Raw genomic sequence first — 22,153 nt, forward strand, 5'->3', positions numbered from 1 at the left:
CATCAAAAGATGGTTATGACCCACTTAGCCATTGTCCGGCAAAAATATAATTCGGCAGGTGGCGCCGAGCGTTTTGTCAGTCGAGCACTGGATGCGCTGGCGACACAGGGGCAGCTTGACGTCAGTCTGCTTGCCAGGCATTGGGAAAAAATAGCTGGGGTTTCCACCTTCAAGGTAGACCCTTTTTATCTCGGCAATGTGTGGCGTGATTGGGGCTTTGCTCGTGCGGCGCGAGCTTTATGGCAGCGTGAAGGGTTTGACCTAGTGCAGTCACACGAGCGCATTCCGGGTTGTCATATCTACCGTGCCGGTGATGGCGTTCACGCGCGCTGGTTGGACTTGCGTCGTCAAACGCTTTCCTGTGCGGGTAAGTGGTCTTTGAAACTTAATCCTTATCACCATTACGTTTGTGCTGCCGAGCGCGCGATGTTTCTGCATCCTGACTTACGTTTGGTGATTTGTAATTCGCACATGGTTAAGCGCGAGATTCAGCAAGCTTTCCACTTGGACGATGACCGCTTTGCTGTGATTTACAATGGAGTCGATACCGAGGCATTTCATCCACGCTTGCAGGGTATGTACCGTACTGCTATGCGTGCGCATTGGGATATTCCTGCTGCTGCACCATTACTGCTTTATGTCGGTTCCGGCTTTGAACGCAAGGGGGTGGCTCGCGCGCTTGAGGCTATTGTTCCGCATCGGGACTTGCACTTGATCGTAGTGGGAGGGGATAAACACCTGAAGCGCTATAAAGTGTTGGCTGAAAAATTAGGGGTCAGCAAGAGAGTACGTTTCACCGGCCCCCAGCATGATGTCAAACCTTTTTACGGTATGGCCGATGCTTTCATTTTGCCTACGCTTTATGACCCTTTTCCCAATGTCTGTGTCGAGGCGCTAGCCTGTGGCTTGCCGGTGTTCACCTCTTTGCAGTGTGGTGCTGCTGAACTCATTGACAATGGAAAAAATGGTTGGGTAGCTGACGCGCTTTCAGTTTCGACAATACAAATGCAGTTAGGGCAGTGGCTAACTAGGCGTGAAGCTTGGCCTGAGATGGCATTCAATGCACGCCAGTGTGCCGAGCCTTTGACCTTGGCGACGATGGCTGAAACCTTGCTGGAGCATTATCAAACCTTGCTGGGTTCTATGTGTTAACTCTACATTAAATAGTAAGTCTTTGTTTAGGCAGCAATGTTCTAAGATTATTGCTTCTGATTTATAATCCGCGCTTTTCACGCAGGCTCTCCTTTATGCCCCAAGAAATGACCAGCTTTGCGCTTTATAAGCGAGTGCTGCATTACCTCAAGCCGTACTGGAAAGTATTTGCTCTTTCCATCTTGACCATGGTCGTCGCGGCGGCGACCGAACCCTTGTTTGCAAGCTTGATGAAACCTTTGATCGATGGAGGATTTGTCGATCGAGATCCTGCTGCCATCATCTGGACGCCATTAGCTATTGTTGGGCTTTTTGCACTGCGAGGCGCGACTAGTTTCATCAATGAATATGCTTCCAGTTGGTTGTCGGGTCATCTGGTTCAAAGCCTGCGCGAGGAAATGTTTTCGCGTATGGTTCGATTGCCTGTCAACTACTACGATGACCACCCTTCCGGGCGTATTCTGTCGCGTATTGCTTTTGATGTAACTCAAGTGAGCGAAGCAGGATTTAACGTGATAACGGTCACAGTGAAGGATGGCGTGACCGTTATTGGTTTGCTTGGCCTGCTGTTATATACCGACTGGAAATTGACGTTGATTTGCTTGGCAGTCATGCCTGCGGTGACTTTGTGTGTTCGTTTTGTTAGTCGCCGCCTACGCGGACTATCACGCAAAAACCAGCAGGATATGGCGCAGCTGACTCAGGTATTGGGTGAGAGTATAGATTGCCAGCGCGTAGTTAAGGTCTATGGCGGTGAGGCCTATGAGGCTGAGCGTTTTGGTCGGGCGGCAGAGGCCATACGCCATAATCAGGTTAAAGAGCGTGCTACCAGTGCTGCGAGTACCGGAGTGACACAGTTGATTATCGCGTGCGCTCTGGCTGTCATTCTTTATTACGCAGGCGTTCAGGCACAGGCCGGGAATTTTTCTGCGGGGGACTTTATGTCCTTCTTGACGGCCATGTTGATGCTATTCGCTCCGATCAAGCGGATTACCAGTATTAGCCAATCTATACAGCGAGGGCTGGCTGCTGCTGAAAGTGTTTTTGGCTTCCTCGACGAGCATGGCGAGCCTGATCATGGCACCCGCCATTTGCGGGCTCCCCAAGGGGCACTCAGCTTCCGTCAATTATCATTTTGTTACCCGGGTGCAGAGCGTGAGGCACTGTCAGGTGTTGATCTTGATATTGGCGCCGGCGAAACGGTTGCCTTGGTTGGCTCTAGTGGCAGCGGTAAGACAACCTTGGCGAGCTTGATTCCCCGTTTTTATGAGCCAAGTGCCGGACAGATTCTGCTTGATGGCACGTCATTGACTGAGTTTACGTTGAGTAGCTTGCGGGCACATATTGCATTGGTAAGCCAGGATGTCGTGCTATTCAACGATAGCGTTGCATCCAATATTGCTTATGGCCGTATTGGCGAGGTGAGTATAGATGAGATCCGTGAGGCGGCTCGGGCAGCCAATGCACTCGAGTTTATTGAGGCAATGCCGCAAGGATTTGAAACCTTGATTGGTGAAAATGGAACCCGTTTATCGGGTGGGCAGCGTCAGCGTCTGGCCATTGCCCGCGCCATTCTGAAAAATGCGCCGATTTTGATTCTGGATGAAGCGACAAGTGCACTGGATACACAGTCCGAGCGTCTGGTGCAGAGTGCGCTGGAAAACCTGATGAAGAATCGTACTACCTTAGTTATTGCTCACCGGTTGTCGACAATTGAGCATGCAGACCGGATTGTGGTCATGCATCAGGGCAGAATTGCCGAAGCGGGGAAACACGCTGATTTGCTAGCCAAGGATGGGCTGTATGCCAATTTGAATCGCTTGCAGTTCAGGGCGAATGAAGTCTGACTGATATCTGGCTGCCAAGCGGTAGCTAAACAACGAGTAGGGAAATTAGCTTATGCGCATGGCGCACATAGAGTCTTCTATGGATTGGGGCGGGCAGGAATTACGTATTTTGGAGCAGACCGAATGGTTGAATCAACACGGACATCAAGCCTGGATTATTGCCAGACCCGGTTCTGCTATTGCCAGGCATGCAACGAAACGGAATGTACCGCTGTTTGAACTGGACATTCGAGGCTCGGCAAATCCTGCAACATTTCGCAAGCTGAAGCAATTCCTGCAGGCACATAAAATTGAACTGCTGGATTGCCATGGCAATCGCGATAGCACCTATGGGGCTTATATCAAATGGTTTAGCGGTTTACCCATTGTCCGCTCACGCCATGTAACCGATCCTGTGCGTAGCAGCCGTATACAGCGCCTGTTATGGCGTCATGGTAACGATGGAATTGTGGTGACCGCCGGTAAGGTTAGGGAGATATTGTGCGCCGGTAAATTGAGTTCGCCTGAGCGGGTGCATGTGGCTGCTGCTGGAGTAGATGAAACACGCTTCAGTCCCGAGCGAGATGGAGAAGTCATGCGTGCCCGATTGGGCATCGGTGCAGGCGACTATGTAATTGCCAATGTAGGCATGATCCGGCCAGATAAGGGGCAGCTATTTTTTGTTCAGGCATGTCGTGAAATGCTGCTTAAACATCCTACGGTGACATGTATTCAGCTCGGCGAGGCCACAGGGCAGACCAAGGATTACAAGGCGCAAGTACTGGCGGCGGCCGGCGATGAGCTTGGCAGCCGCATTCGATTTCTCGGCTATCAGGGGGATATTGAAAACTGGTTGGCTATGGCGGATATGGTCGTCATCGCTTCGGTTGCAACCGAAGCTCAAACGCGTTTGGTTGCACAGGCATTTCTGATGAAAAAAAATGTCGTTGCAACGACAACGGGAGGTCTGCCGGAAATGATCACACACGAAGATACCGGCTTGTTATGCGAACCCGGGAGTGAACACGCTTTGGCTATGGCGATGGAGCGTATCCTACGGGATAAGGCCTTGGCTGAGCGTTTACGTGAGTCTGCTTATCTGCATGCACGGCAGTACATGTCCTTCGATTTTATGATGAAGGGGATGCTGGAGGCGTATCAGCAGGCGGCCAAACGTGCACGTCGGAATTTAAGCCAATGAAACATTTGCGTATTGCTCATCTGATTGATCTGGATAAGGTGGGTGGAGTCGAAACCATGTTTGCCGACTTTATCCAGGCACCTCCACCACTTGGACTTGAGGTCGAGCATTACACGATTGCCGATAGTCTGAATATGGCTCCTCGCTTTCGTGAGCCAGTCGCCAATGCAAGCCGTTTACTTGTGTCACCCAAGCAGATTGGACTCGTTAAATTACCTCGTAAACCACGCGCGGTGAGAGCATGGCGTCGTCTGGCCTTGATCCGTCGCATTCAGCCTGATCTGATTCTGGTATGGAATCAGTTCACTGATTTTGGCGCGACAGGGAAAAAGCTGCCCTGTCCCGTGATCTACTATGAACACGGAATGAGCTGGTATTCCCATTCTCAACATCAACTGGACTGTTTTTTTCCCTATGTTACTGCTGCGATTGGCGCATCTAGAGCTGCGAGTAGGATGTTGCAACTCAAGCACAAATTTGAGCAGTCTGTCGCAATATGCCGGAATCCTGTTCGTCCCGGTCTGCTGCCATCGATTTCGGTTGCGCGAAAACTCAATTCTGACCGAGTTTTCAGGCTTGGAGTCGCAGGGCGTTTAGTGCCTCTCAAGGCGGTAGGGTTGTTGGTTCTGACTGTGAAATTATTGCTTGAACAGGGAGTTGATGTTGAAGCTGTTATAGCCGGACAGGGCCCAGAGCAAGATGCCATCGAGAGGCTGATTTTATCTGAGGGGCTGGCGGATAAGGTAAAATTGCTGGGGGTGGTCGATGATATGCCAATGTTTTACAATGGTATTGATCTATTTGTTAGTACTTCAATGCACGAGACTATGCCTCTAGTATGTCTTGAGGCCATGGCTCACGGCATACCTGTCGTTTGCAGTAATATTGACGGCTATCCTGAAATTGTCGCGGATGGAGAGACCGGTTTCTGTTTAAAGCCAAGCCTGTCTATTGAACACTATCGGAATGATACTAATGCCAGCGTGGAATTTTCTACTGAGGTATATGATCCAAAGCATGATACTTTGGTACCAACGAAATTGTTGAACCCAAAAGACGTTGCCGATGTAGTGAATTTCCTGTTGAAAAGTAGTACTTTATATGATGAGATGAGCCGGAAAGCCATTAAGCGCGCTAGATCCGGCTTTTTCTACAATGAATACTTAAGGTCAATGTATAGTGTTTTGCGGAGTCATTGCCGATTGGAAATTGAAAAATCGGAATGAAACTCGGCAAGTGTTTGGCCTTTACAGTAATTTCTTAGGAACTTGAAAAGGGTCTCAAGATCAACATAGAGTTGCTCGATAGCTTCTTCATCCTTGAAGGTAGGACTTCCTCCAGGCATGAATTCGGATGAATGCAGCATGAATTCAACATGTGTTTTTCTACTTTTCAATGCGAATTCAGCCGCAGCAATCATGCCTTTTGCGTTGCCCCCGCGCGGGCGTAACCATTGCAGAGATGGCGATTTCTGTTTCCCGCGTAATGTATGGATTCCACCTTTGAGTGCATCAACCCACGCCGGATATTTCCGAGTGATACTCATCGGTACTTGTAGCAGACTCGAATCTCCAGGCTTGGATATATCGTCCGAGTCCATAAAGTAGGCATTTTCTTGGAATGCAGAATAGTTGGTCCCGCCAGAGATGGCTCCTCGAGTTTGTCGCCAATCAACATGGGGTGTGACCGAGCAGTCGACCCTATAGCCCAGTTCACGTAGTATTCGCGCATATCTAGTATCGAATGCCCAGCGCCCTGCACGGTGGCTTAGCATTTTCACTCCAAAAGTATCCTCAAGCAAGGAAGTCATGTATTCGGCCTTTTCTCGAATAACGGCTTCCGGAAATTCGATCAGATAAGCCTTTCCTGCCGGATCTCCGCCAATCAGGGGACTGAGCGGAGGACTATTCCATGCATGAAGGTGCATTCCTACCTCGCCCGTGTTACGGGAAATGACATTTTTAGCGAATACTTGGTAAGTTGGATCTATAGCCATCTCATAATTAGTGAGGTAGCTTGGTTTAAAATTATATTGCTCACATAACTCTTGAAACCTAGGCAGGTAGTGTGCATTTTTCGTTGTGATAACTGGAGCATCACCCCATAAATTATCACCTTCTGTATCTATGGTGATGAGGAAAGGTATTTTTTTCATGGTGTTTATTTTGGATTAGCTAATTCAAGATATTTTTTTGCGATATATGTTATGTCGAATTTTCTAAGAAAATCATCGCTGACAATTTCTGGATTTTCTAAGACGGAAACTATGGTCTTAGCCAGTCCTTTAGCATTCAGTGGGGCCAAATGTCGTCTAAAATTTCCAGTCAATATGTCGCGCGGTCCGTAAGGACAGTCGGTACTAATTACAGGTGTTTCACAAATAAGAGATTCGATAATAACATTGCCAAATCCCTCGAAATCTGAGCTGAGTACTAGAGCTTCTGCATGGCGAATATAAGGGTATGGGTTTTTTTTGAATCCAAAGAATAATACCCTATCTTCGATGTCAAGCTGTGTGCATATTTTTTTAAGTAATAATGTTTCTTGCTCGGTTCCACAACCTAGCAAAACTAATTTTCCAGGGTAATTACTTAGTTTAAATGCCTCTAAAAGACGATCATGCCTTTTCACTGGGTGGAATCTACCAACATGGATAATATATTGTTCACCATGCAAGGGGCATGGTTGTTTGGATGCTGAGCGTATTTTATCGAAGTCAAAAGGGTTTGGAATCGTAATCATTATTTCCGGTTTGACGTGTCCGATTTCGGTAATATCATTTTGTAGCCCATTTGAAACGGTAATGAGCTTTCTTTTGTTATATGTATTTCGTAATTGTCGAGTTTTTATCCAGCGACGTAATCCATTTTTTTCTTGCAGTTGCGTGCTTGCGATTGCGCCATGCAAACACATCCATGCACTACTCAGTATTTTGCTTGCAGCAACAATCCGGTCTGTTTTTGGTAGGTTTGATATTGCTAAATTTATAATTCGGCTCGGGAAGTGTTGTTGTAATTTTTCATCAAGTTGCTTGGCTCTACGTCTTATTTCTGTTTGTCTGCTAAATGGGCCATGGTAGTTGTCAGCTACTTTAATCAGGCGAACATTTTCAGGAACTGGATATGCCTGAACGTCGCGTAGTGAGATGATGCAGACTTCAGCATCTAGTTCAGCTAATTTTGATGCAAGTGAAATTACAGTTTTTTCTGCGCCACCACCCGCTAGGCCATCAATAATAAATAGGATAAGTGGTTGGGGCATTTCAATTCTCTTTTTTATTTTCTAGCAAATTGTGTACGGCTTCCAATACGGATGTGATAGGAATGTTTTTTAGGTAACGTTCAGTAGTGCTGGTATCAACATCATCCGGATCAATGAGTGGGCCAAAATCAGCGGCATTGATCAATACGTAGCGTGTCATCCATGGGCGCCATTCATTGACTTTACTTGGACCAAATAAGGCAACAGTGTCTTTTTTAAGCGCTGCTGCCATATGCATTGGGACTGAATCTACGCCAATAAATAAACGACTACCTACAATAACGGCAGCAAGATCGGGTAAGGTGAGTTTACCTGCTAGTGATATTATTTTTTCAGAGTTTGTCTGCCTCACTATAGAGGCTATGAGTGCCAACTCTTTGGAGTCTGGAGCTGAAGTAAGTACAATTGGCCACCCTTGGTCTGCCAGGGTCTGTATGACTTGAGCAAAGCGTTCATCTTCCCAGCATTTGAAAAACCATCGTGACGCAGGATGTACAGCAATATAAGGCGTGCTAATCCCTTGTGTTGATAGCATGTGCTGCACCTTTATTTTGCTTTCTTCTGATACTTGCAAAGACATGCCGGGGAGGTCGTGTTCGTAATCAATTCCAAGTGGCTTTAATGCCATCAAATTTTGTTCGACCGTATGAATTGTATTGCTATTAGCAACTGGGGCTAAGTGAGTAAAAAATCGTGACCAATGTGTACCCCGGCGTTTCGGATAGTCGAAGCCAATAACTGTATTTTTTCCTGCAGCCCATGCAATAAATGCACCTTGCCCCTGATCAGATAGGTGTATAACTAAATCGTAATTTTTTTTTCGTAAATTACGGATTAGGTCTATTGTGGATTTTACTTTTTGTATTCCTTTTCTTGTTCTGTCTATGTGGAAGATGTTGTTGATTAGCTCGTTTTTGTCAAGTATTGGCGTGGTCTCTTTGTAAAGCAATACATCAATGCTGGACTCTGGATAAATACTTGATAATTTCTCAAGTGTAGGCGTGGTCAGCAATACGTCACCGTGGTGACGTAATTTTATTACTAGTATATTTTTATGTTGATTATTTATTTTCATTTTAAAATATTCTTTTCTTCACTATTGATTACTACTAGCGCTATTAGTAGTATAAATAACGAGCTGGATTCGCGGCTAAAGAATAATACGTCGCTTAGTCCAAAAAGCATGTAGCTATATGCTGTACCATATAGTGCTAGTTTATTTTTTTCTGAGGTGCGGGTGGTGATGCTTGCAATGTATATCAATATTAGCAGGGACCCACCTATTAATCCTCTTGTGGATAGTTCTTCAATCAACTCATTGTGCATGTGGACCGTACTGAAGTGGTCGGTGATAGGATCCAGTGTTCCTAAAGAGACTTGGTTTTTTATAAAAATTTCGCGTCCATGATAGCCTAATCCAAGTATTGGGCTCTGCTCAAATGATTTTATTCCGGCTTTCCACATTTCAAATCTTGCACCAATTGATGTCGCTTTGTTGCTATTGTCTATGTAGCTGGATATGTCAAGTTGTGCTTCCATGATTCGTGGTTTTATATGGTTGCTGTATAGCGCAGCGCTGCTTATTGTTATTAGTAGTAATGTAACTAATGTTGTTTCTTTTTTGAATTTAATGTTGCTTTTTATAAGTAAAAACATTGAACCTATAGCTATTGCTATCATGGCGGCTCTGGTGCCGGTTAATATTATAGTGGCCCATGCCATAAGTGAAACTGTGAAGATAGTTATTGTATTTACAATATTCCTTGAAGTGTTGTTTATACTAAGGCCAAGGTAGGTGAGATATATTGCCGTTACCATATAAGAAAAGTTTGTTGCCCGGTAGCCTATGTCATTTCCACCCCTGCTTAATCCTTTAATTAAGACGTCAGTAGAGGCGATGTAAAAAGATGTTAGGAGGGATGTAATAAGGAAAATTGGCATCAATGAATCTAATTTGCATTCTTTTCGTCTTAAAAAGCTGATTAAAAACGCGCCAAGAATAAACCTATATCCGGTTGCTAGATAAACTTGTAATGCATCAGCACTGGGATTTAATGTACCCGTTTCTAGTAGAGTGCGGCCTACTTTGTATAATCCAAATGCAATAAATGAAAATCCAATTAGCCCCATTGTTTTTGCTGGGTTTATTTTTTTCACTATGAAATAGAGAGTTGCCAGTCCGGTGGAAGTGTAGAATAGATCTCTTGATAGGGCGGGGTTTATGAATGCTAAAGCTATGCTTAAGCCGCATAGTACAGCAATTAAATCGTTAGCTATATTTTTTTGCATTTTTGCCTAGTATAATTTGAATTATTAACCGTTTCCTGCTTATTCTTACGTATGGGGATAGTATGAATAAAAAGATTGGTATTTTTTTCAATAAATTATATATCGATGTTATGGTTGTGTCGCTTATGTTTTTTGTATTGTCTAGTAGTACACTGCTTTGTTTTACGCATAGGCTAAAATAATAGTGCTGTTGTTTTATGCCTTTAGGTAGGTTTTTGAGTTTATCTAATATTTCTACCATGGTTGCAGCTTTTGTGTCATCAATGTTTTTTGATGTGCTATTTTTATTTTGCCTGTAAAAATAAATTGGGGATGGGGCGTAAGCAATGTTATTGGAAGACATTATTATGCTGGGTGTTAAGTCAAGGTCTTCATAGCAGCTTATTGGTCGGAATGGGTTTTTTTTCATCGAGTCGCTTTTTAATAGGCATCCAGTTAAATGCCCCATGTATTTTTTATGATAGAGTAGTTGTGAAATTGCATTGTGTTTTGTGAGTAATTCTATGTTGTTTAGTTTTGCTTTTTCTTGACTATTATCTGGTTGAGAGGAATAGAAGTTTTTTAGTTTTGATATAACGAAATCACAGCCATATTCTTTTGATATTTTTAAAAGAAATTCGCATGCCTCTTTGTTTAGTATGTCATCTCCATCCAAGAATATCATGAATGGAGTTGTTACCATTTCGACCGCAGTATTGCGAGTTCTTCCTACGTTTTTAAATGTAACGCGTTTTGTTTTTGTTTCTTCCGGGTTTTCTTCTTTGAATTTTTGTATTATATGGCTGGTTTCATCATCCGAGCTGTCATCGACAAGAATAACCTCTATGTTTTTCAAACCTATGGTTTGTTCTTTTACGGAATTTAAAGTAGCGTCAAGATATCTGCCTTGGTTGTGCGCAATGATTACGATAGCAATTTTTTTTGTATTATCGGCCATGCTTGACGCCTATTTAAATTGGTGTTAGTTGCATCATCTTACCAGAGCTGCTTTTTGCATGCTATTCTTGGTGTATTTTAAAGTATGAGTATATCCATGAAAATCACCGTCATCGGCTCCGGTTATGTGGGCCTTGTTACTGGTACCTGCCTGGCTGAAGTCGGCAACCATGTGTTATGTCTGGATCTTGATCCCAAAAAAATTGAGCTCTTGCAGCAAGGCGGCATACCGATCTATGAGCCGGGGTTAGATGAACTGGTACGTCGCAATGTGGCTGCTGGCCGTCTGAGCTTTACCACCGATGTGGCCGAGTCGGTGGCATTCGGCGAGATCCAGTTTATCGCTGTGGGCACGCCGCCGGATGAGGATGGCTCGGCCGACCTGCAGTATGTTACTGCTGCTGCGCGAAATATTGCACGCTACATGACTAACCACAAAGTGGTGGTCGACAAGTCGACGGTTCCGGTGGGTACTGCTGATAAAGTCAAGACGGCGATGATGGATGTGCTAGCTGAGCGTGGTGAGACGATTCCGTTTAGCGTGGTTTCCAACCCAGAGTTCCTGAAGGAAGGTGCGGCGATCGAGGACTTTATGAAGCCGGATCGTATCGTGGTTGGTGCCGAAGACGAGAGGGCAATCGAGACCATGCGCCGACTGTATGCGCCGTTTCAGCGTAACCACGAGCGTATCCTGTTTATGGACGTACGTTCTGCTGAGCTGACCAAGTACGCTGCCAATGCCATGCTGGCAACGCGTATTTCATTCATGAACGAACTGGCTAACCTGGCCGAGGCCTTGGGGGCTGATATCGAGCGGGTACGTCAGGGTATCGGTTCTGATCCGCGTATCGGTTATCACTTCCTTTACCCTGGGGCAGGCTATGGCGGCTCCTGCTTTCCCAAGGATGTAAAGGCACTGGCTGCTATCGGTCGTGAAAACGGTCACGCCATGCGTGTGTTGAATGCGGTTGAAGATGCTAATGATGCACAGAAGCTGCGTCTGGTAGACAAGGTGGTTGTGAAGTTTGGTGAGGATTTGACTGGCCGTCGCTTTGCCATGTGGGGACTCGCGTTCAAGCCCAATACTGATGATATGCGCGAGGCACCTAGCCGGGCCATTGTGGCCGAGTTGACGCGTCGTGGCGCCGAAGTGGTGGCATTTGATCCGGTGGCAACGGATGAGGCGAGGCGGGTAATGGGGGATAATGCCAAGCTGGCTTTTGCGGCCGACATGGATAGTGCGCTGCTCGGTGCTGATGCGTTGCTGATTGTTACCGAATGGAAGGCGTTCCGTGCACCGGACTTCGATCGTATCCGTGCTGCGCTCAAGCATCCGCTCATTATTGACGGGCGCAATATGTATGACCCGGTATGGTTGCGTGGTGAAGGCTTCGAATATCTGGCGATTGGGCGTTGATTGTTTGGCGGAGGGAGCAGGTTGAGTTGCTTCTTCTCAATCGGTTTTAAAAGCCGTGCGCCGCTGGTGACAGCGGCGTTTCCGTTTTCTGGGGTATGTATGGCTGAGCGGGTAAGCGTGGTGATGATCACCAAAAATGCGGCGCAGGGGCTGGAGCAGTGCCTGATGAGCTGTCGTTGGGCTGATGAAATCGTAGTGGTGGATTCGGGTAGCGAAGACGATACGCAGACAATTGCACAGCATTACGGTGCGCGGGTATTGCATCAGGACTGGCTTGGGTTCGGGCCGCAGAAGCAGTTTGCGGTCGCGCAGGCGAAGCATGACTGGGTGTTGTGCCTTGATGCCGACGAGTGGTTGAGTGATGGTTTGGTTGCTGCTATCCGGCAAGTGTTGGCATCGCCAGCGCTCGCCGCTTACCGCTTTGCTCGTTGCAATAAGTTTATGGGGCGCTTTCTGCGCCATGGGGAAGGTTATCCCGATCTTAGCCTGCGTTTGTTCGACCGCCGCCGCGCACGTTGGTCTGACCATGCCGTGCACGAGTATGTTATTTGTGATGGTGACGTTGGACGCCTGCACGGTGACTTGATGCATGAATCGGGAGAGGATGTTGCGCTGTATCTTGCCAAGCAGAACCGCTATACCAGCCTGCAAGCAGAGATGCTGTTTCGGGCGGGCAAGCGAGTTGGGATCACCAAGTTGCTGTTCAGTCCGCTGCTTCGCTTCATCAAGTTCTATATCGTGCGTCGCGGTTTTCTTGATGGTGTGCCAGGGCTAGTGCACATTGCGATCGGTTGTATGAACAGTTTTCTGAAATACGCGAAGCTGATTGAGCTTCGCCGTCTGGAGAAAGAAGGATGAAAGTTCTGGTCACTGGCGCCGCCGGCTTTATCGGCCGCGCGGTATGCGAGCGCCTGCTGGTGCGTGATGGAGTCGAGGTAGTCGGCATTGATAACCTCAATGATTACTATGCGGTCGAGCTTAAGCATGCACGTCTCGCAACCTTGCAAGGCCAGTCCGGGTTTAGTTTTCACCAGCTTGATATTGCCGATATGGCCGGATTGGATAGCTTGTTTGCCGGGGAGCATTTCGATTATGTGATCCACTTGGCGGCACAGGCTGGCGTGCGCTATTCGATCGAAAACCCGCATGTTTACGCCGAGAGCAATCTGACTGGCTTTACCAATGTACTGGAGGGATGTCGCCGTTATCCGGTCAAGCATCTGGTGTTTGCCAGTTCCAGCAGTGTGTACGGGCGCAATGCCAAAGTGCCGTTTTCCGAGGATGATCGCGTCGACCTGCCGGTCAGCTTCTATGCGGCGACCAAGAAGGCGAACGAGGTGATGGCGGCGAGTTACGCACACTTGTACGGCTTGCCGGCGACCGGCTTGCGCTTCTTCACTGTCTATGGTCCATGGGGGCGTCCGGACATGGCGCCATGGCTGTTCACTGATGCCATCCTGAATGGCCGGCCGATCAAGGTGTTCAACCACGGCAAGATGCAGCGCGACTTTACCTATATCGACGATATCGTCGAGGGCGTGTTGCGGGTGATGGCGCATGTGCCGACGGGCGAGTTGCCCTATGCGCTGTTCAATATAGGCAACCATAATCCGGTCGAATTAATGGCGTTTATAGAAGCGACCGAGGCGGCCTGCGGCCGCGAGGCGGTTAAAGAATACCTGCCGATGCAAGATGGTGATGTGCCCATCACCTATGCCGATACCGCACGCCTGCGCGCTGCAGTGGGCTTTTCGCCGGATACCCCCTTGATGGAAGGCATGCAGTGCTTTGTCGACTGGTACCGGCATTACCATAAGCTTGATCTTGCTTGAGTTCTTCCGTTTTTCCCCTGATGGTCTAGTCTGACTCAGCAGACCATTTCATTGACGGCGGCCGGCTTTGCGGTCGCCGTTTTCTTTGCCCAGGAGGCTATGCCATGCGTCCCGTTCATGCCGGTTTTTCGCTGATCGAGTTGATGATCGCGCTGCTGGTGATGGCGATTCTGGCGACGGTGGCTTATCCCGCTTACCGTGATTATGTATTGCAGGCACGGCGTACTGACGGGCGTACGGCCTTGTTGGGGTTGGCGCTGGCGCAAGAGCGTTTTCGTGCCTCCTGTCCTTTCTATGCGCAGCATCTGGGCGCAGTTTCAAGTTGTGGTGCCAGTGCCGCTTTGTCTACGCTGGCTTTTCCTGCGCTATCCCCCGAGGGCTATTACGCCATTTCGCTGCTGCCCGATAGTGCCGCTAGCACCACGTATCTTGCCGAGGCCACTGCTACGGACAAGGGCGGTCAGGGGGAAGATAGCGTCTGTCCGGCTAGCTTGTTTCACTTGAATGAAAACGGGCCGGATATGTCGTCTGCAGCCAGGCGTGTCTGTTGGGGCGCGGGGTGAGCTTGCCATGCCCCGGCTTCGCGTGCTGCGTGCATGGTCTTTGCTGGAGATGCTGTTGGTGCTGGCGGTATTGGGCATCTTGCTGACTGTGGCTTTGCCTCATCTCTCGCTCTGGGTCGAGCGCCAGCGCCTGATTGCCGCAACCGAGCTGGTTTATCGCCAGTTACAGTTTGTACGCATGGAGGCGCTTAAACAGTCGCGTCCGATGTATATGCGCTTTATCGCCGGTGCTGCCGGGCAATGGCATTTTGCCGCCAGTGATGTGCCGGGTTGTGATCCCAGCGGACTGGATGCCCGCAAGGTTTGCGCTATCGCGGCGGCAGATGGTGGTGCGCGCTCGGTTGCCGTGTTTCATGGTCGCGATTACCCGGGCGTGCAGTTGCTGGTGAGCGGCTTTAGCGGCAACGAAGCGCGCTTCGAGCCGGTGCGCGGGGTGGCGGATAACGGGCGGGTGACTTTGCTGTCTGCAAGCGGTCTGGAGACGCGGGTGCTGGTCAGCATTCTGGGGCGTATCCGCGTCTGTTCGCCGGCCGGTGCGACACAGCTCGCGCCTTACCCTGATGCCGGCTGCCATGCGTAGCGTACGCGGGTTTTCCTTGCTGGATCTGATGCTGGGCATCACCCTGGCGTTGATCATTTTGGCGAGTGCCGGGGCTTTGTATGTGGCGCATGTGCGTAGCAGCAGTACGACGCTCAAGACCTTGCGTTTGAATGCCGACCTGCAGGCGATGATGGATGTGATGACTGCAGAGCTGCGCCGCGCCGGCTATTGGCATGCGGTGGCGGCCAGTGCGCCGTTGGCTAATCCTTTTTCTTCCGGTATGGACAATCTGGATACGGCGATGCCGGCTTGTGTGCGCTACAGCTATGACCGCGATAGCGATGGTCAGATCAGCGCAGATGAGCGTCTGGGTTTCAAGCTGCAAACTATCGCCGGCGTAATGAGTCTGCGTATGAAAACCAGCGGCCCGGCCTCCATGCTGTGCAGTAGTGGTAACTGGGAAAGCCTGTCCGATGGCGCACTTATGGCGGTGGATACGTTGCTGTTTGATGTATCCGCCAGCAAGTGTGTGAATGTGACCCGGGCGCAGCGTACGGACAGTGGCGGTTGTACGGCGCTATTGGCCAGCGCACAAAGCGGTGACCGCGTGGTCGAGGTACGTCTGCTCAAGGTCCGGCTGGGTGCTTATCTGCTGGCCGATCCATCTATCCGCCAGCAGCTGGAAAGTTCGGTACAGCTACGTAACCTGCGGGTTTTCTCCGCGCCTTAGGAGAACGGGTCGTGCGCGATGGTCGTAATCCCCGGCGTCAGGCAGGCATGCTTACCTTGGGCTTGGTGCTGGTCTTAATGATGGCTGTGGCATTGATGACGGTCTATGCCGCCCGAACATCCCTGCTCGAACTCAAGTTGTCCGCCAGCAGTTACCGTGCCAAGCAGGCGCTGGAGGCGGCCGAGGCAGGATTGCATTATGGCGTGGCTTATTATCTTGCCGGCGGAGCCGATCATAATGGTGATGGACAGCTGGATACGGATGCGACAGGAGCGCTGGCGCGCGGTCAGTTGGGTGGTCCGCGCTGGCAGGTGCAGTTTTGCGATGCCGCCAGCTTTGGGCCGGCTTGTGTGCTACCGGCCGCAGCGCCTGTCAGACTGCGCATTATGGCGACCGGCTTTAGCGATGATGGCAGCGCGCGGCGGGTGGTGAGCCAGCTGGTGATGGCCGAGCCGGTATTGCTGGCCGTGCCGGAGGCTACATTGCTTGCACGGCGCTTGGATGGCGCGTCGGGTGGCCGTCTGGAGGTGGTCAATAATCAGCGTCCGCTGACGATCAGGAGTGGTACCTTGCCGGTGCTGTCGTTTAGCACGCGCATTGCCCGTGATGGCTTACTGGATCAGGCGGGCTCGACCAATGCCAGCCCTGGCAGTGATGTACAGCTGGCCGATGCGGCTTTGGCAGCGCTATCCGAAGAAGCATTATTCCGTTCGTTTTTTGCCCTGGGCTGGGATGCGTTGAAGGCTTCTGCCGATATTCATCTCGCTGGTCACCAGCCTTTGCCTGAGGGTGATATGGCTGGCAAGGTGGTATTGCTGTCGGCGCTGGATGGCCAGCCGTACACCCGTTTGCCGGTCCGCCTGGGCAATCCAGCTGCGCCGGTGATTCTGCTAGTGGATGGCGAACTGGAACTGGCGGCGGGGAGTGTCGTGTTTGGTGTGGTTTATGCGCGCAAACTGTCCAGCCATGATGGCGCCAAGGTGCAGGGAGCCCTGCTGCTGGAGGCGCTGGGCCAAGTAGAGGGCACGCTGCAGCTGGAATACGACGCGGCGCTGTTGGCCAAGGCGCAAAGCCTGCGTCAGGAGTCTGTGCTCGCCAGCAGTTGGCGCGACTGGTAGGGGACATATATGCGCATGGTGCGGCACGGCTATGTTTTGCTGGAGGCACTGATTGCCTTATTGCTGTTGGCAGTGGGATTGTTGGCGGGCTTGCGTCTGGCTAGCACTACGCTGGCCAGTAGTGCCGAAGCCAAGGCGCATGCTTTTGCCCAGTACTATGCCGCGGATAAACTCGAGTCTTTGCGCGCCTTAATTGCTGCCGGGGAATACCTGCACACCACCTGTCCGGGGGCCGGCTCTTTATTGGCCAGCAGCCATACCGCAGAGCAAACAACCGTGCAAGGCACGATTTTCAGTCGTAGCTGGCAGGTGACGCCGCAATGTACGCCATCCTATCAGGCGCTCAGGGTCGAGGTGACGTGGCAGGACAAAGCCGGCCCGCATCGCGTAGAGCTGGCAAGCCTGCTGACATGGAGTGATCCGGCGCGTGTGCGCGAGCGGTAGTGGTGGAGGAGCAAGAACAAAAAACGCCACACTGAGTGGCGTTTTCATTTTGGGCGGAGATCGCTTACTGGTATAGCGGGTTATGCGGGTCAATGGCCATACCGTTTTTACGCACGGTATTCCACACCGGATAGGTATGCAGTTCATCGCGTAAGGTGGCGGCAAGGCTGGAGTAATCCTTGACGTTGCGTTGGTAAGAGTAAGCGCGCAACAGTGCCACTTTGGCAGCGGTATTGCTTGGCTCATGCTTCATGGTATCGCGCAGAACCATGATGGCATCGTCGATACGGCCATAGTGCAGAAAAACTTCTGCTTCACCTATGGGGTCGATACCGCGCTTGCGCGGAGGAACATAGCTCAGTTGGCGCCAAAGTTTGCGAGCGCTGTTGATGCTTGCCTGGCCTGCCAGTCCTGCAATTGCCGTAAACATCTTATTCCCCTTACCTGATGATGGCTAAGGCAAGATTACCAGCAGGAAAGAGAGGGCTCAATGCACGGTTGTATTAATTTCGCGATTTAGGGAACTATTGTTGTATAAAGCGACTAGTTAGTATTTCATTTAGCATATTATCTGGCAGCGTAGCGAGTTTTGAGCGGCCTATTGCACTCATTAATACAAAGCGAGTGCTACCATTCTCTGATTTTTTATCGTGCGCCATCAAGGACTTCCAGCGCGCCAAGCCCAGATTCGGTGCCAGGGTCGGCAGCTTTGCCGCTTGCAGCAAGGCATGGATACGCTGCACATCCTGCTCGCTTAAATCGCCTGACAAACGCGATGCCTCGGCCGCCAGCAGCATGCCTGCTGCGACGGCTTCGCCGTGCAGCCAGATGCCGAATCCCAGCCCTGCTTCGATGGCGTGGCCGAAGGTATGTCCCAGATTGAGCAGGGCGCGGATACCTGCTTCTTTTTCATCCTGGCCGACAATTTCGGCCTTCATGCGACAGCAATGTTCGACGGTGTAAGCCAGTACGGTTTTGTCGCGCGCGAGTAGTGCTGGCATTTGCGCTTCCAGGTAAGCAAAAAATGCGGCATCACCCAGCAGACCGTATTTGATCACTTCGGCAAGCCCGGCGGATAACTCGCGATCGGGCAGGGTATCCAGCAGATCCATATCGGCGATCACCGCACGCGGCTGGTAGAAAGCGCCGATCATGTTTTTGCCGTGCGGATGATTGATGGCTGTCTTGCCGCCGACCGAAGAGTCGACCTGTGCCAGTAGCGTCGTCGGGATCTGAATAAAGGGCACGCCGCGCTGGTAGCAGGCGGCGGCAAAGCCGGTCATATCGCCGATCACCCCTCCCCCTAGCGCAATCAGGGTGGTCTTGCGCTCGCAGCCTTGCTCCAGCAGTACATCAAAAATCCGGTTCAGCGTTTCCCAGGTTTTGAAGTCCTCGCCATCGGGCAGCACGATATCGAGCGTGCTGACGCCTTGCGCGCTGAGCGTTGCCTTAAGCCGGGTCAGGTACAGTGGGGCAACCGTGGTGTTGCTAACGATGACGGCCTTGTTTTGTGGCAGGTGGGCGGCGACCAGCTCGCCCCTGTCCAGCAGACCCTGGCCGATATGGATAGGGTATTGCGTGTCGGGCAGTACGAGGTCAAGGGTTTTCATGCTTGGACGCTTCCGGAGGTGGGCCCTGGAGGCGGGCGAGCCGCTCCTCCAGCTGGCAAACCAGCAGATTGACATTCTGCTGGCTGGTATCGATCACGATGTCGGCAATTTCGCGGTATAGCGGGTCACGTTCGGTAAACAGTGCCTCCAGCTTGGCGCGCGGATCTGCTGTTTGCAGCAGCGGGCGATTGGTACAGTGCTGGGTACGGGTCAGGATGTCATCTATGCTGGCGCGCAGATAGATCACGGTGCCATGGCGAGCCAGCAATTGGCGGTTGACCGGGCTGAGGATGGCACCGCCGCCGGTGCCCAGCACGATATCCTGCTGCTGCACCAGTTCGGTGATGACCAGGGTTTCACGCTCGCGAAAACGCCGCTCCCCCTCGATGTCGAAAATGGTCGCAATGCGCACTCCTGTGCGCTGCTCGATCTCGTAATCCGAGTCATAGAAGGTCTTGCCGCTGCGCCTTGCCAACGCGCGTCCGACGGTCGTCTTGCCGGCCCCCATTAGGCCGACCAGGAATAAGTTGCCAGCCAGTTTCATGCTGGGCATTGTATCGGATGTCATTGTGTGCTGTCGCCGCTTCAGCGGATCAAAGTTTCGCTTTCCACGATGCGTGGCGTGATGAAGACCAGAAGCTCACGGCGATCGTTCTTACGCGAGTTGCTGCGGAACAGATGGCCGAGTACCGGGATATCGCCCAACAGCGGAACTTTGCTGACGGTGTCGCTCTCGTCCTGGATGTAGATGCCGCCGATTACCACGGTATTGCCATCTCCGATGCGCACCTGAGTCTTGACCTCACGCTTGTCGATGGACGGTTCGCCATTGACCGATTTCAGGAAGTTGGCCGCATCCTTGTTGACCTGTACGTCGAGGATGATCTCGTTGTCCGGCGTGATTTGCGGGGTTACATCCAGCACCAGGTTGGCTTCTTTGAATTCGGTCGTTGTCCCGCTGTCGGCACTGGTCGACTGGTACGGTATTTCGATACCTTCCTTGATGATGGCTTTGGTACGGTCGGCGGTCAGCACGCGTGGGCTGGATACGATCTTGCCTTTGCCTTGGGTCTGCATAGCTTGCAGTTCCAAACCGATAATGGAGCTGGCACCCTTGAAAATGATTCCTACATTGCCGCCGGTTAAGCTGGACGGAAGGTTGATATTGGGGGTCGTTGGCAGCGTTGCAGGGCCACCTGGTAGTGGCGTACCTCCCGCTGGACCGTAGCCAGAACCGACCGATGTATCACCTCCGACTTTGGCAAAACCCAGCTTCACACCCAGATCGCGCTGGAAAGTGTCGCTGACCTCGACGATGCGCGCCTCGATCAGTACCTGCTTGGACGGTTTGTCGATAATAGCCAGCACGGCGCGGATCTCATCCAGCACGGCTGGTTTCTCGCGCACGATCAGCTGGTTGGTCTTGGCGTCGGCATAGGCCGATGCTTTCACTCCGTTATTGCTGCTGGCGGTCGCAGTTGCCGCGTTGGCCTTGTCCTTGCTGTCGATATCGACCAGACCGGCGATAGCTGTCATGACTTCTTCCACTGTGCGGTACTTGATCTGGAAGACTTCGGTGACCAAGGGCTCTTGCAAGGTGGTCGCTTCCTTGGCTTCGGCCGCCTGTTTGGCCAGCGCAATCATGTCGGCTTGTGGTGCGATACGGATCACATTGCCGACCTGACGCTTGGCCAGCCCTTTTTGCTGCAAGACGATATCCAGCGCCTGATCCCACGGTACATCTTTCAGGCGTAAGGTCATGGTGCCGGTGACCGTGTCGCCGGTGACCAGATTGAAGCCGGCAAACTCGGCCAGTGTCTGCAGCAAGGCGCGCACTTCGACATTCTGGAAGTTCAGCGACAGCTTTTCGCCTTTGTAGATGGTCTTGCCCAATGCCATCAGTGCGGCATTGGCCTGCTCGGTCGAAATCTTGCGCACTTCTACGACCAGTTGCTGATTGGCCTGATAGGAGGAAAACTCCCACTCGCCCGCGTTTTGCAAGACGATGCGGCTGCCCTTGCCCAGATTGCTGGCATCGATACTCTGTACCGGAGTACCGAAATCGGTGACATCCAGCCGTCTCTCCAGCCGGCGCGGTAGCGGTGCGCCCAGATTGATGATGAGGCTTTTGCCGCTGCGGCTGACATCGGTGGCGCTGCTGGCGTTAGGCAGATCGATCACGACCCGACCCGAAGCATCGCTGCCACGGCGAAAATCCACCAGGCGGATGTCGCTGCCCGAAATGTTGGCAACATAAGCGGGGGCTGCAGCCACTGGCGCGCTGCTGAAAGGGGCCGTGATGCTGGCGGCTGGTACACGCTGCTGCACATTGCCCAGTGTGACCAGGATGCGGTTGCCTTCCACCCGGGTCTGGTAGGGGCTGTTTTTGGCTAGCGACAGGATGACGCGGCTACGCTCGCCTGCCGCAACAATGGTCGCGTTATTGAGCAAGGGGCCGGGCAGGGCCAGTTGTGTTTTGGCAAGACTGCTGCCCGTGTCGATAAAGTCGAAGGCAATGCGTGGCGGATTGGACAGCGCAAAGCTCTTGGGTAACAGGGCAGGCTTGGCCAGCGTGATCGCCAGTACCTGCTGGTCGCCGTTGCCAGGCAAGGTTTCGATCTTGGTAATGCTATTGCCGGCAGCCCACGCCAGGTTGGAGGAGATAAGCAGGCTGCCCGCCAGCATGGTCAGTTGTCTTGTTGTTTTCATTTACTTTGCCCTTGTTCATCTGCCAGCAGAATATCGGTTTCGCGTTTGACCCACTCGCCGTTGCTTTCTTCTACCGTCTCGACCAGCTTGATCTGTGCATCGAGTACGGCCGTCACCCTGCCGTAATTGGTACCGATAAAGCTACCGGCTCGCACTGGATACACCATGCCATCCGGTGTCTGGATCAGACCGTGGCGTATGCCCTTGATCTGCAGGCTGCCAACCATTTTCAGCTGTTCCAGTCCATACTTTTCCAGCGGGTCGCGCGGGCGTTTGAAGTCGGGTGCATTGGCGCTATTCTGGCTGCCCGCCGTCTTGAATCTGTTCGCGTCAAATGGCGACAGCAGGCCGAAACCGGTGTAGTCAATAGTGGTAGCCGCAGCGTTTAGTTGCGGAATCGGTTCAACCTTGCCGACCAAGCCGTGGCCTTGCTGTTGCATCCAGCTATCGATATCGTCGGATGCTGTTGTGCAGCCAGCCAGTAACAGCGGCCATAGCAGCCGGGAAAGCGCGGTTTTCATGGT

22 protein-coding genes are annotated in these 22,153 nt (G+C 51.3%); 12 read left to right on the forward strand and 10 right to left on the reverse strand.

Annotation, left to right across the window (positions count from 1 at the left end; genetic code table 11):
* Positions 1-15: 15 nt before the first annotated feature.
* From EGI20_RS00115 to EGI20_RS00130, 4 genes are all read left to right on the forward strand, one after another.
* Entirely contained in the window at positions 16-1,152 is a 1,137-nt protein-coding gene (locus EGI20_RS00115; RefSeq protein WP_498628605.1) for a glycosyltransferase family 4 protein, read from the forward strand.
* A 95-nt stretch (positions 1,153-1,247) separates the two neighbouring features.
* Entirely contained in the window at positions 1,248-2,999 is a 1,752-nt protein-coding gene (msbA, locus tag EGI20_RS00120; protein ID WP_498628607.1) for a lipid A export permease/ATP-binding protein MsbA, read from the forward strand.
* A gap of 52 nt (positions 3,000-3,051) precedes the next feature.
* The gene (locus EGI20_RS00125) at positions 3,052-4,179 is read left to right on the forward strand and encodes a glycosyltransferase family 4 protein (RefSeq protein ID WP_498628609.1); all 1,128 of its coding nucleotides are present in this window, start codon (positions 3,052-3,054) and stop codon (positions 4,177-4,179) included.
* Complete coding sequence (locus EGI20_RS00130) at positions 4,176-5,405, forward strand: glycosyltransferase family 4 protein (protein WP_498628611.1); 1,230 nt, start codon at positions 4,176-4,178, stop codon at positions 5,403-5,405. Before EGI20_RS00125 ends, EGI20_RS00130 begins: the two co-directional genes overlap by 4 nt.
* On the opposite strand, the gene EGI20_RS00135 is transcribed toward EGI20_RS00130, so the two are convergent.
* From EGI20_RS00135 to EGI20_RS00155, 5 genes are read right to left on the reverse strand one after another with little or no spacing between them, the layout of a single operon-like run.
* Positions 5,372-6,334 carry a polysaccharide deacetylase family protein gene (locus EGI20_RS00135; protein ID WP_498628613.1) on the reverse strand — a complete coding sequence of 321 codons (963 nt, stop codon included), beginning with the start codon at positions 6,332-6,334 and terminating at the stop codon, positions 5,372-5,374. The two genes, EGI20_RS00130 and EGI20_RS00135, sit on opposite strands and share 34 nt — an antisense overlap.
* 5 nt (positions 6,335-6,339) lie before the next feature.
* Positions 6,340-7,440 (reverse strand): glycosyltransferase, encoded by a 1,101-nt coding sequence (locus EGI20_RS00140; protein ID WP_498628616.1) that lies wholly within the window; start codon positions 7,438-7,440, stop codon positions 6,340-6,342.
* A 1-nt stretch (position 7,441) separates the two neighbouring features.
* The gene (rfaQ, locus tag EGI20_RS00145) at positions 7,442-8,515 is read right to left on the reverse strand and encodes a putative lipopolysaccharide heptosyltransferase III (RefSeq protein ID WP_498628618.1); all 1,074 of its coding nucleotides are present in this window, start codon (positions 8,513-8,515) and stop codon (positions 7,442-7,444) included.
* Entirely contained in the window at positions 8,512-9,729 is a 1,218-nt protein-coding gene (locus EGI20_RS00150; protein WP_498628619.1) for an O-antigen ligase family protein, read from the reverse strand. Before EGI20_RS00150 ends, rfaQ begins: the two co-directional genes overlap by 4 nt.
* Complete coding sequence (locus EGI20_RS00155; protein ID WP_498628620.1) at positions 9,710-10,666, reverse strand: glycosyltransferase family 2 protein; 957 nt, start codon at positions 10,664-10,666, stop codon at positions 9,710-9,712. The genes EGI20_RS00150 and EGI20_RS00155 overlap by 20 nt, the downstream gene beginning before the upstream one ends.
* A gap of 96 nt (positions 10,667-10,762) precedes the next feature.
* Between EGI20_RS00155 and EGI20_RS00160 the strand changes: the two genes are divergently transcribed.
* From EGI20_RS00160 to EGI20_RS00195, 8 genes are all read left to right on the forward strand, one after another.
* Positions 10,763-12,082 (forward strand): UDP-glucose dehydrogenase family protein, encoded by a 1,320-nt coding sequence (locus tag EGI20_RS00160; protein ID WP_498628622.1) that lies wholly within the window; start codon positions 10,763-10,765, stop codon positions 12,080-12,082.
* Between the two features lie 99 nt (positions 12,083-12,181).
* A complete protein-coding gene (locus EGI20_RS00165) occupies positions 12,182-12,940 on the forward strand; it encodes a glycosyltransferase family 2 protein (RefSeq protein WP_498628624.1) in 759 nt (252 codons plus the stop codon).
* Positions 12,937-13,914: an NAD-dependent epimerase gene (locus tag EGI20_RS00170; RefSeq protein ID WP_498628626.1), complete on the forward strand. Its 978-nt coding sequence runs from the start codon at positions 12,937-12,939 to the stop codon at positions 13,912-13,914. The genes EGI20_RS00165 and EGI20_RS00170 overlap by 4 nt, the downstream gene beginning before the upstream one ends.
* 104 nt (positions 13,915-14,018) lie before the next feature.
* Positions 14,019-14,477 (forward strand): type IV pilin protein, encoded by a 459-nt coding sequence (locus EGI20_RS00175; RefSeq protein WP_498628628.1) that lies wholly within the window; start codon positions 14,019-14,021, stop codon positions 14,475-14,477.
* 7 nt (positions 14,478-14,484) lie between these two features.
* Positions 14,485-15,057 (forward strand): GspH/FimT family pseudopilin, encoded by a 573-nt coding sequence (locus tag EGI20_RS00180; RefSeq protein WP_498628630.1) that lies wholly within the window; start codon positions 14,485-14,487, stop codon positions 15,055-15,057.
* Positions 15,050-15,748 carry a hypothetical protein gene (locus tag EGI20_RS00185; protein WP_498628632.1) on the forward strand — a complete coding sequence of 233 codons (699 nt, stop codon included), beginning with the start codon at positions 15,050-15,052 and terminating at the stop codon, positions 15,746-15,748. Before EGI20_RS00180 ends, EGI20_RS00185 begins: the two co-directional genes overlap by 8 nt.
* Before the next feature lie 47 nt (positions 15,749-15,795).
* Positions 15,796-16,866 (forward strand): PilX N-terminal domain-containing pilus assembly protein, encoded by a 1,071-nt coding sequence (locus EGI20_RS00190; protein ID WP_498628634.1) that lies wholly within the window; start codon positions 15,796-15,798, stop codon positions 16,864-16,866.
* A 9-nt stretch (positions 16,867-16,875) separates the two neighbouring features.
* Entirely contained in the window at positions 16,876-17,310 is a 435-nt protein-coding gene (locus EGI20_RS00195) for a hypothetical protein (protein WP_498628635.1), read from the forward strand.
* Positions 17,311-17,374: 64 nt separating this feature from the next.
* Here the strand turns inward: EGI20_RS00195 and EGI20_RS00200 are convergent, their stop codons facing one another.
* The 5 genes from EGI20_RS00200 to EGI20_RS00220 form a co-directional block, all read right to left on the reverse strand.
* Positions 17,375-17,740, reverse strand: coding sequence for a type IV pilus assembly protein FimV (locus tag EGI20_RS00200; RefSeq protein WP_124735957.1), 366 nt, complete (start codon positions 17,738-17,740; stop codon positions 17,375-17,377).
* A gap of 94 nt (positions 17,741-17,834) precedes the next feature.
* A complete protein-coding gene (gene aroB, locus EGI20_RS00205) occupies positions 17,835-18,920 on the reverse strand; it encodes a 3-dehydroquinate synthase (RefSeq protein ID WP_498628637.1) in 1,086 nt (361 codons plus the stop codon).
* A complete protein-coding gene (locus EGI20_RS00210; protein WP_498628638.1) occupies positions 18,907-19,473 on the reverse strand; it encodes a shikimate kinase in 567 nt (188 codons plus the stop codon). The genes aroB and EGI20_RS00210 overlap by 14 nt, the downstream gene beginning before the upstream one ends.
* Before the next feature lie 32 nt (positions 19,474-19,505).
* Positions 19,506-21,629 (reverse strand): type IV pilus secretin PilQ, encoded by a 2,124-nt coding sequence (locus EGI20_RS00215; protein WP_498628640.1) that lies wholly within the window; start codon positions 21,627-21,629, stop codon positions 19,506-19,508.
* A complete protein-coding gene (locus tag EGI20_RS00220; RefSeq protein WP_498628642.1) occupies positions 21,626-22,150 on the reverse strand; it encodes a pilus assembly protein PilP in 525 nt (174 codons plus the stop codon). Before EGI20_RS00220 ends, EGI20_RS00215 begins: the two co-directional genes overlap by 4 nt.
* Between the last annotated feature and the right edge of the window lie 3 nt (positions 22,151-22,153).

The sequence above is a fragment of the Aquitalea sp. S1-19 genome (assembly GCF_024343515.1).

Excerpts from the sequence above, each read along its gene's own strand:
- EGI20_RS00160 (WP_498628622.1), top strand. The coding sequence starts at position 10,763 with ATGAAAATCACCGTCATCGGCTCCGGTTATGTGGGCCTTGTTACTGGT.
- EGI20_RS00200 (WP_124735957.1), bottom strand. The coding sequence starts at position 17,740 with ATGTTTACGGCAATTGCAGGACTGGCAGGCCAGGCAAGCATCAACAGC.
- EGI20_RS00150 (WP_498628619.1), bottom strand. The coding sequence starts at position 9,729 with ATGCAAAAAAATATAGCTAACGATTTAATTGCTGTACTATGCGGCTTA.
- EGI20_RS00215 (WP_498628640.1), bottom strand. The coding sequence starts at position 21,629 with ATGAAAACAACAAGACAACTGACCATGCTGGCGGGCAGCCTGCTTATC.
- EGI20_RS00180 (WP_498628630.1), top strand. The coding sequence starts at position 14,485 with ATGCCCCGGCTTCGCGTGCTGCGTGCATGGTCTTTGCTGGAGATGCTG.
- EGI20_RS00125 (WP_498628609.1), top strand. The coding sequence starts at position 3,052 with ATGCGCATGGCGCACATAGAGTCTTCTATGGATTGGGGCGGGCAGGAA.
- EGI20_RS00115 (WP_498628605.1), top strand. The coding sequence starts at position 16 with ATGACCCACTTAGCCATTGTCCGGCAAAAATATAATTCGGCAGGTGGC.
- EGI20_RS00175 (WP_498628628.1), top strand. The coding sequence starts at position 14,019 with ATGCGTCCCGTTCATGCCGGTTTTTCGCTGATCGAGTTGATGATCGCG.
- EGI20_RS00195 (WP_498628635.1), top strand. The coding sequence starts at position 16,876 with ATGCGCATGGTGCGGCACGGCTATGTTTTGCTGGAGGCACTGATTGCC.
- EGI20_RS00155 (WP_498628620.1), bottom strand. The coding sequence starts at position 10,666 with ATGGCCGATAATACAAAAAAAATTGCTATCGTAATCATTGCGCACAAC.
- EGI20_RS00185 (WP_498628632.1), top strand. The coding sequence starts at position 15,050 with ATGCGTAGCGTACGCGGGTTTTCCTTGCTGGATCTGATGCTGGGCATC.
- rfaQ (WP_498628618.1), bottom strand. The coding sequence starts at position 8,515 with ATGAAAATAAATAATCAACATAAAAATATACTAGTAATAAAATTACGT.
- EGI20_RS00165 (WP_498628624.1), top strand. The coding sequence starts at position 12,182 with ATGGCTGAGCGGGTAAGCGTGGTGATGATCACCAAAAATGCGGCGCAG.
- EGI20_RS00210 (WP_498628638.1), bottom strand. The coding sequence starts at position 19,473 with ATGCCCAGCATGAAACTGGCTGGCAACTTATTCCTGGTCGGCCTAATG.
- aroB (WP_498628637.1), bottom strand. The coding sequence starts at position 18,920 with ATGAAAACCCTTGACCTCGTACTGCCCGACACGCAATACCCTATCCAT.
- EGI20_RS00170 (WP_498628626.1), top strand. The coding sequence starts at position 12,937 with ATGAAAGTTCTGGTCACTGGCGCCGCCGGCTTTATCGGCCGCGCGGTA.
- msbA (WP_498628607.1), top strand. The coding sequence starts at position 1,248 with ATGCCCCAAGAAATGACCAGCTTTGCGCTTTATAAGCGAGTGCTGCAT.
- EGI20_RS00135 (WP_498628613.1), bottom strand. The coding sequence starts at position 6,334 with ATGAAAAAAATACCTTTCCTCATCACCATAGATACAGAAGGTGATAAT.
- EGI20_RS00190 (WP_498628634.1), top strand. The coding sequence starts at position 15,796 with ATGCTTACCTTGGGCTTGGTGCTGGTCTTAATGATGGCTGTGGCATTG.
- EGI20_RS00130 (WP_498628611.1), top strand. The coding sequence starts at position 4,176 with ATGAAACATTTGCGTATTGCTCATCTGATTGATCTGGATAAGGTGGGT.
- EGI20_RS00220 (WP_498628642.1), bottom strand. The coding sequence starts at position 22,150 with ATGAAAACCGCGCTTTCCCGGCTGCTATGGCCGCTGTTACTGGCTGGC.
- EGI20_RS00140 (WP_498628616.1), bottom strand. The coding sequence starts at position 7,440 with ATGCCCCAACCACTTATCCTATTTATTATTGATGGCCTAGCGGGTGGT.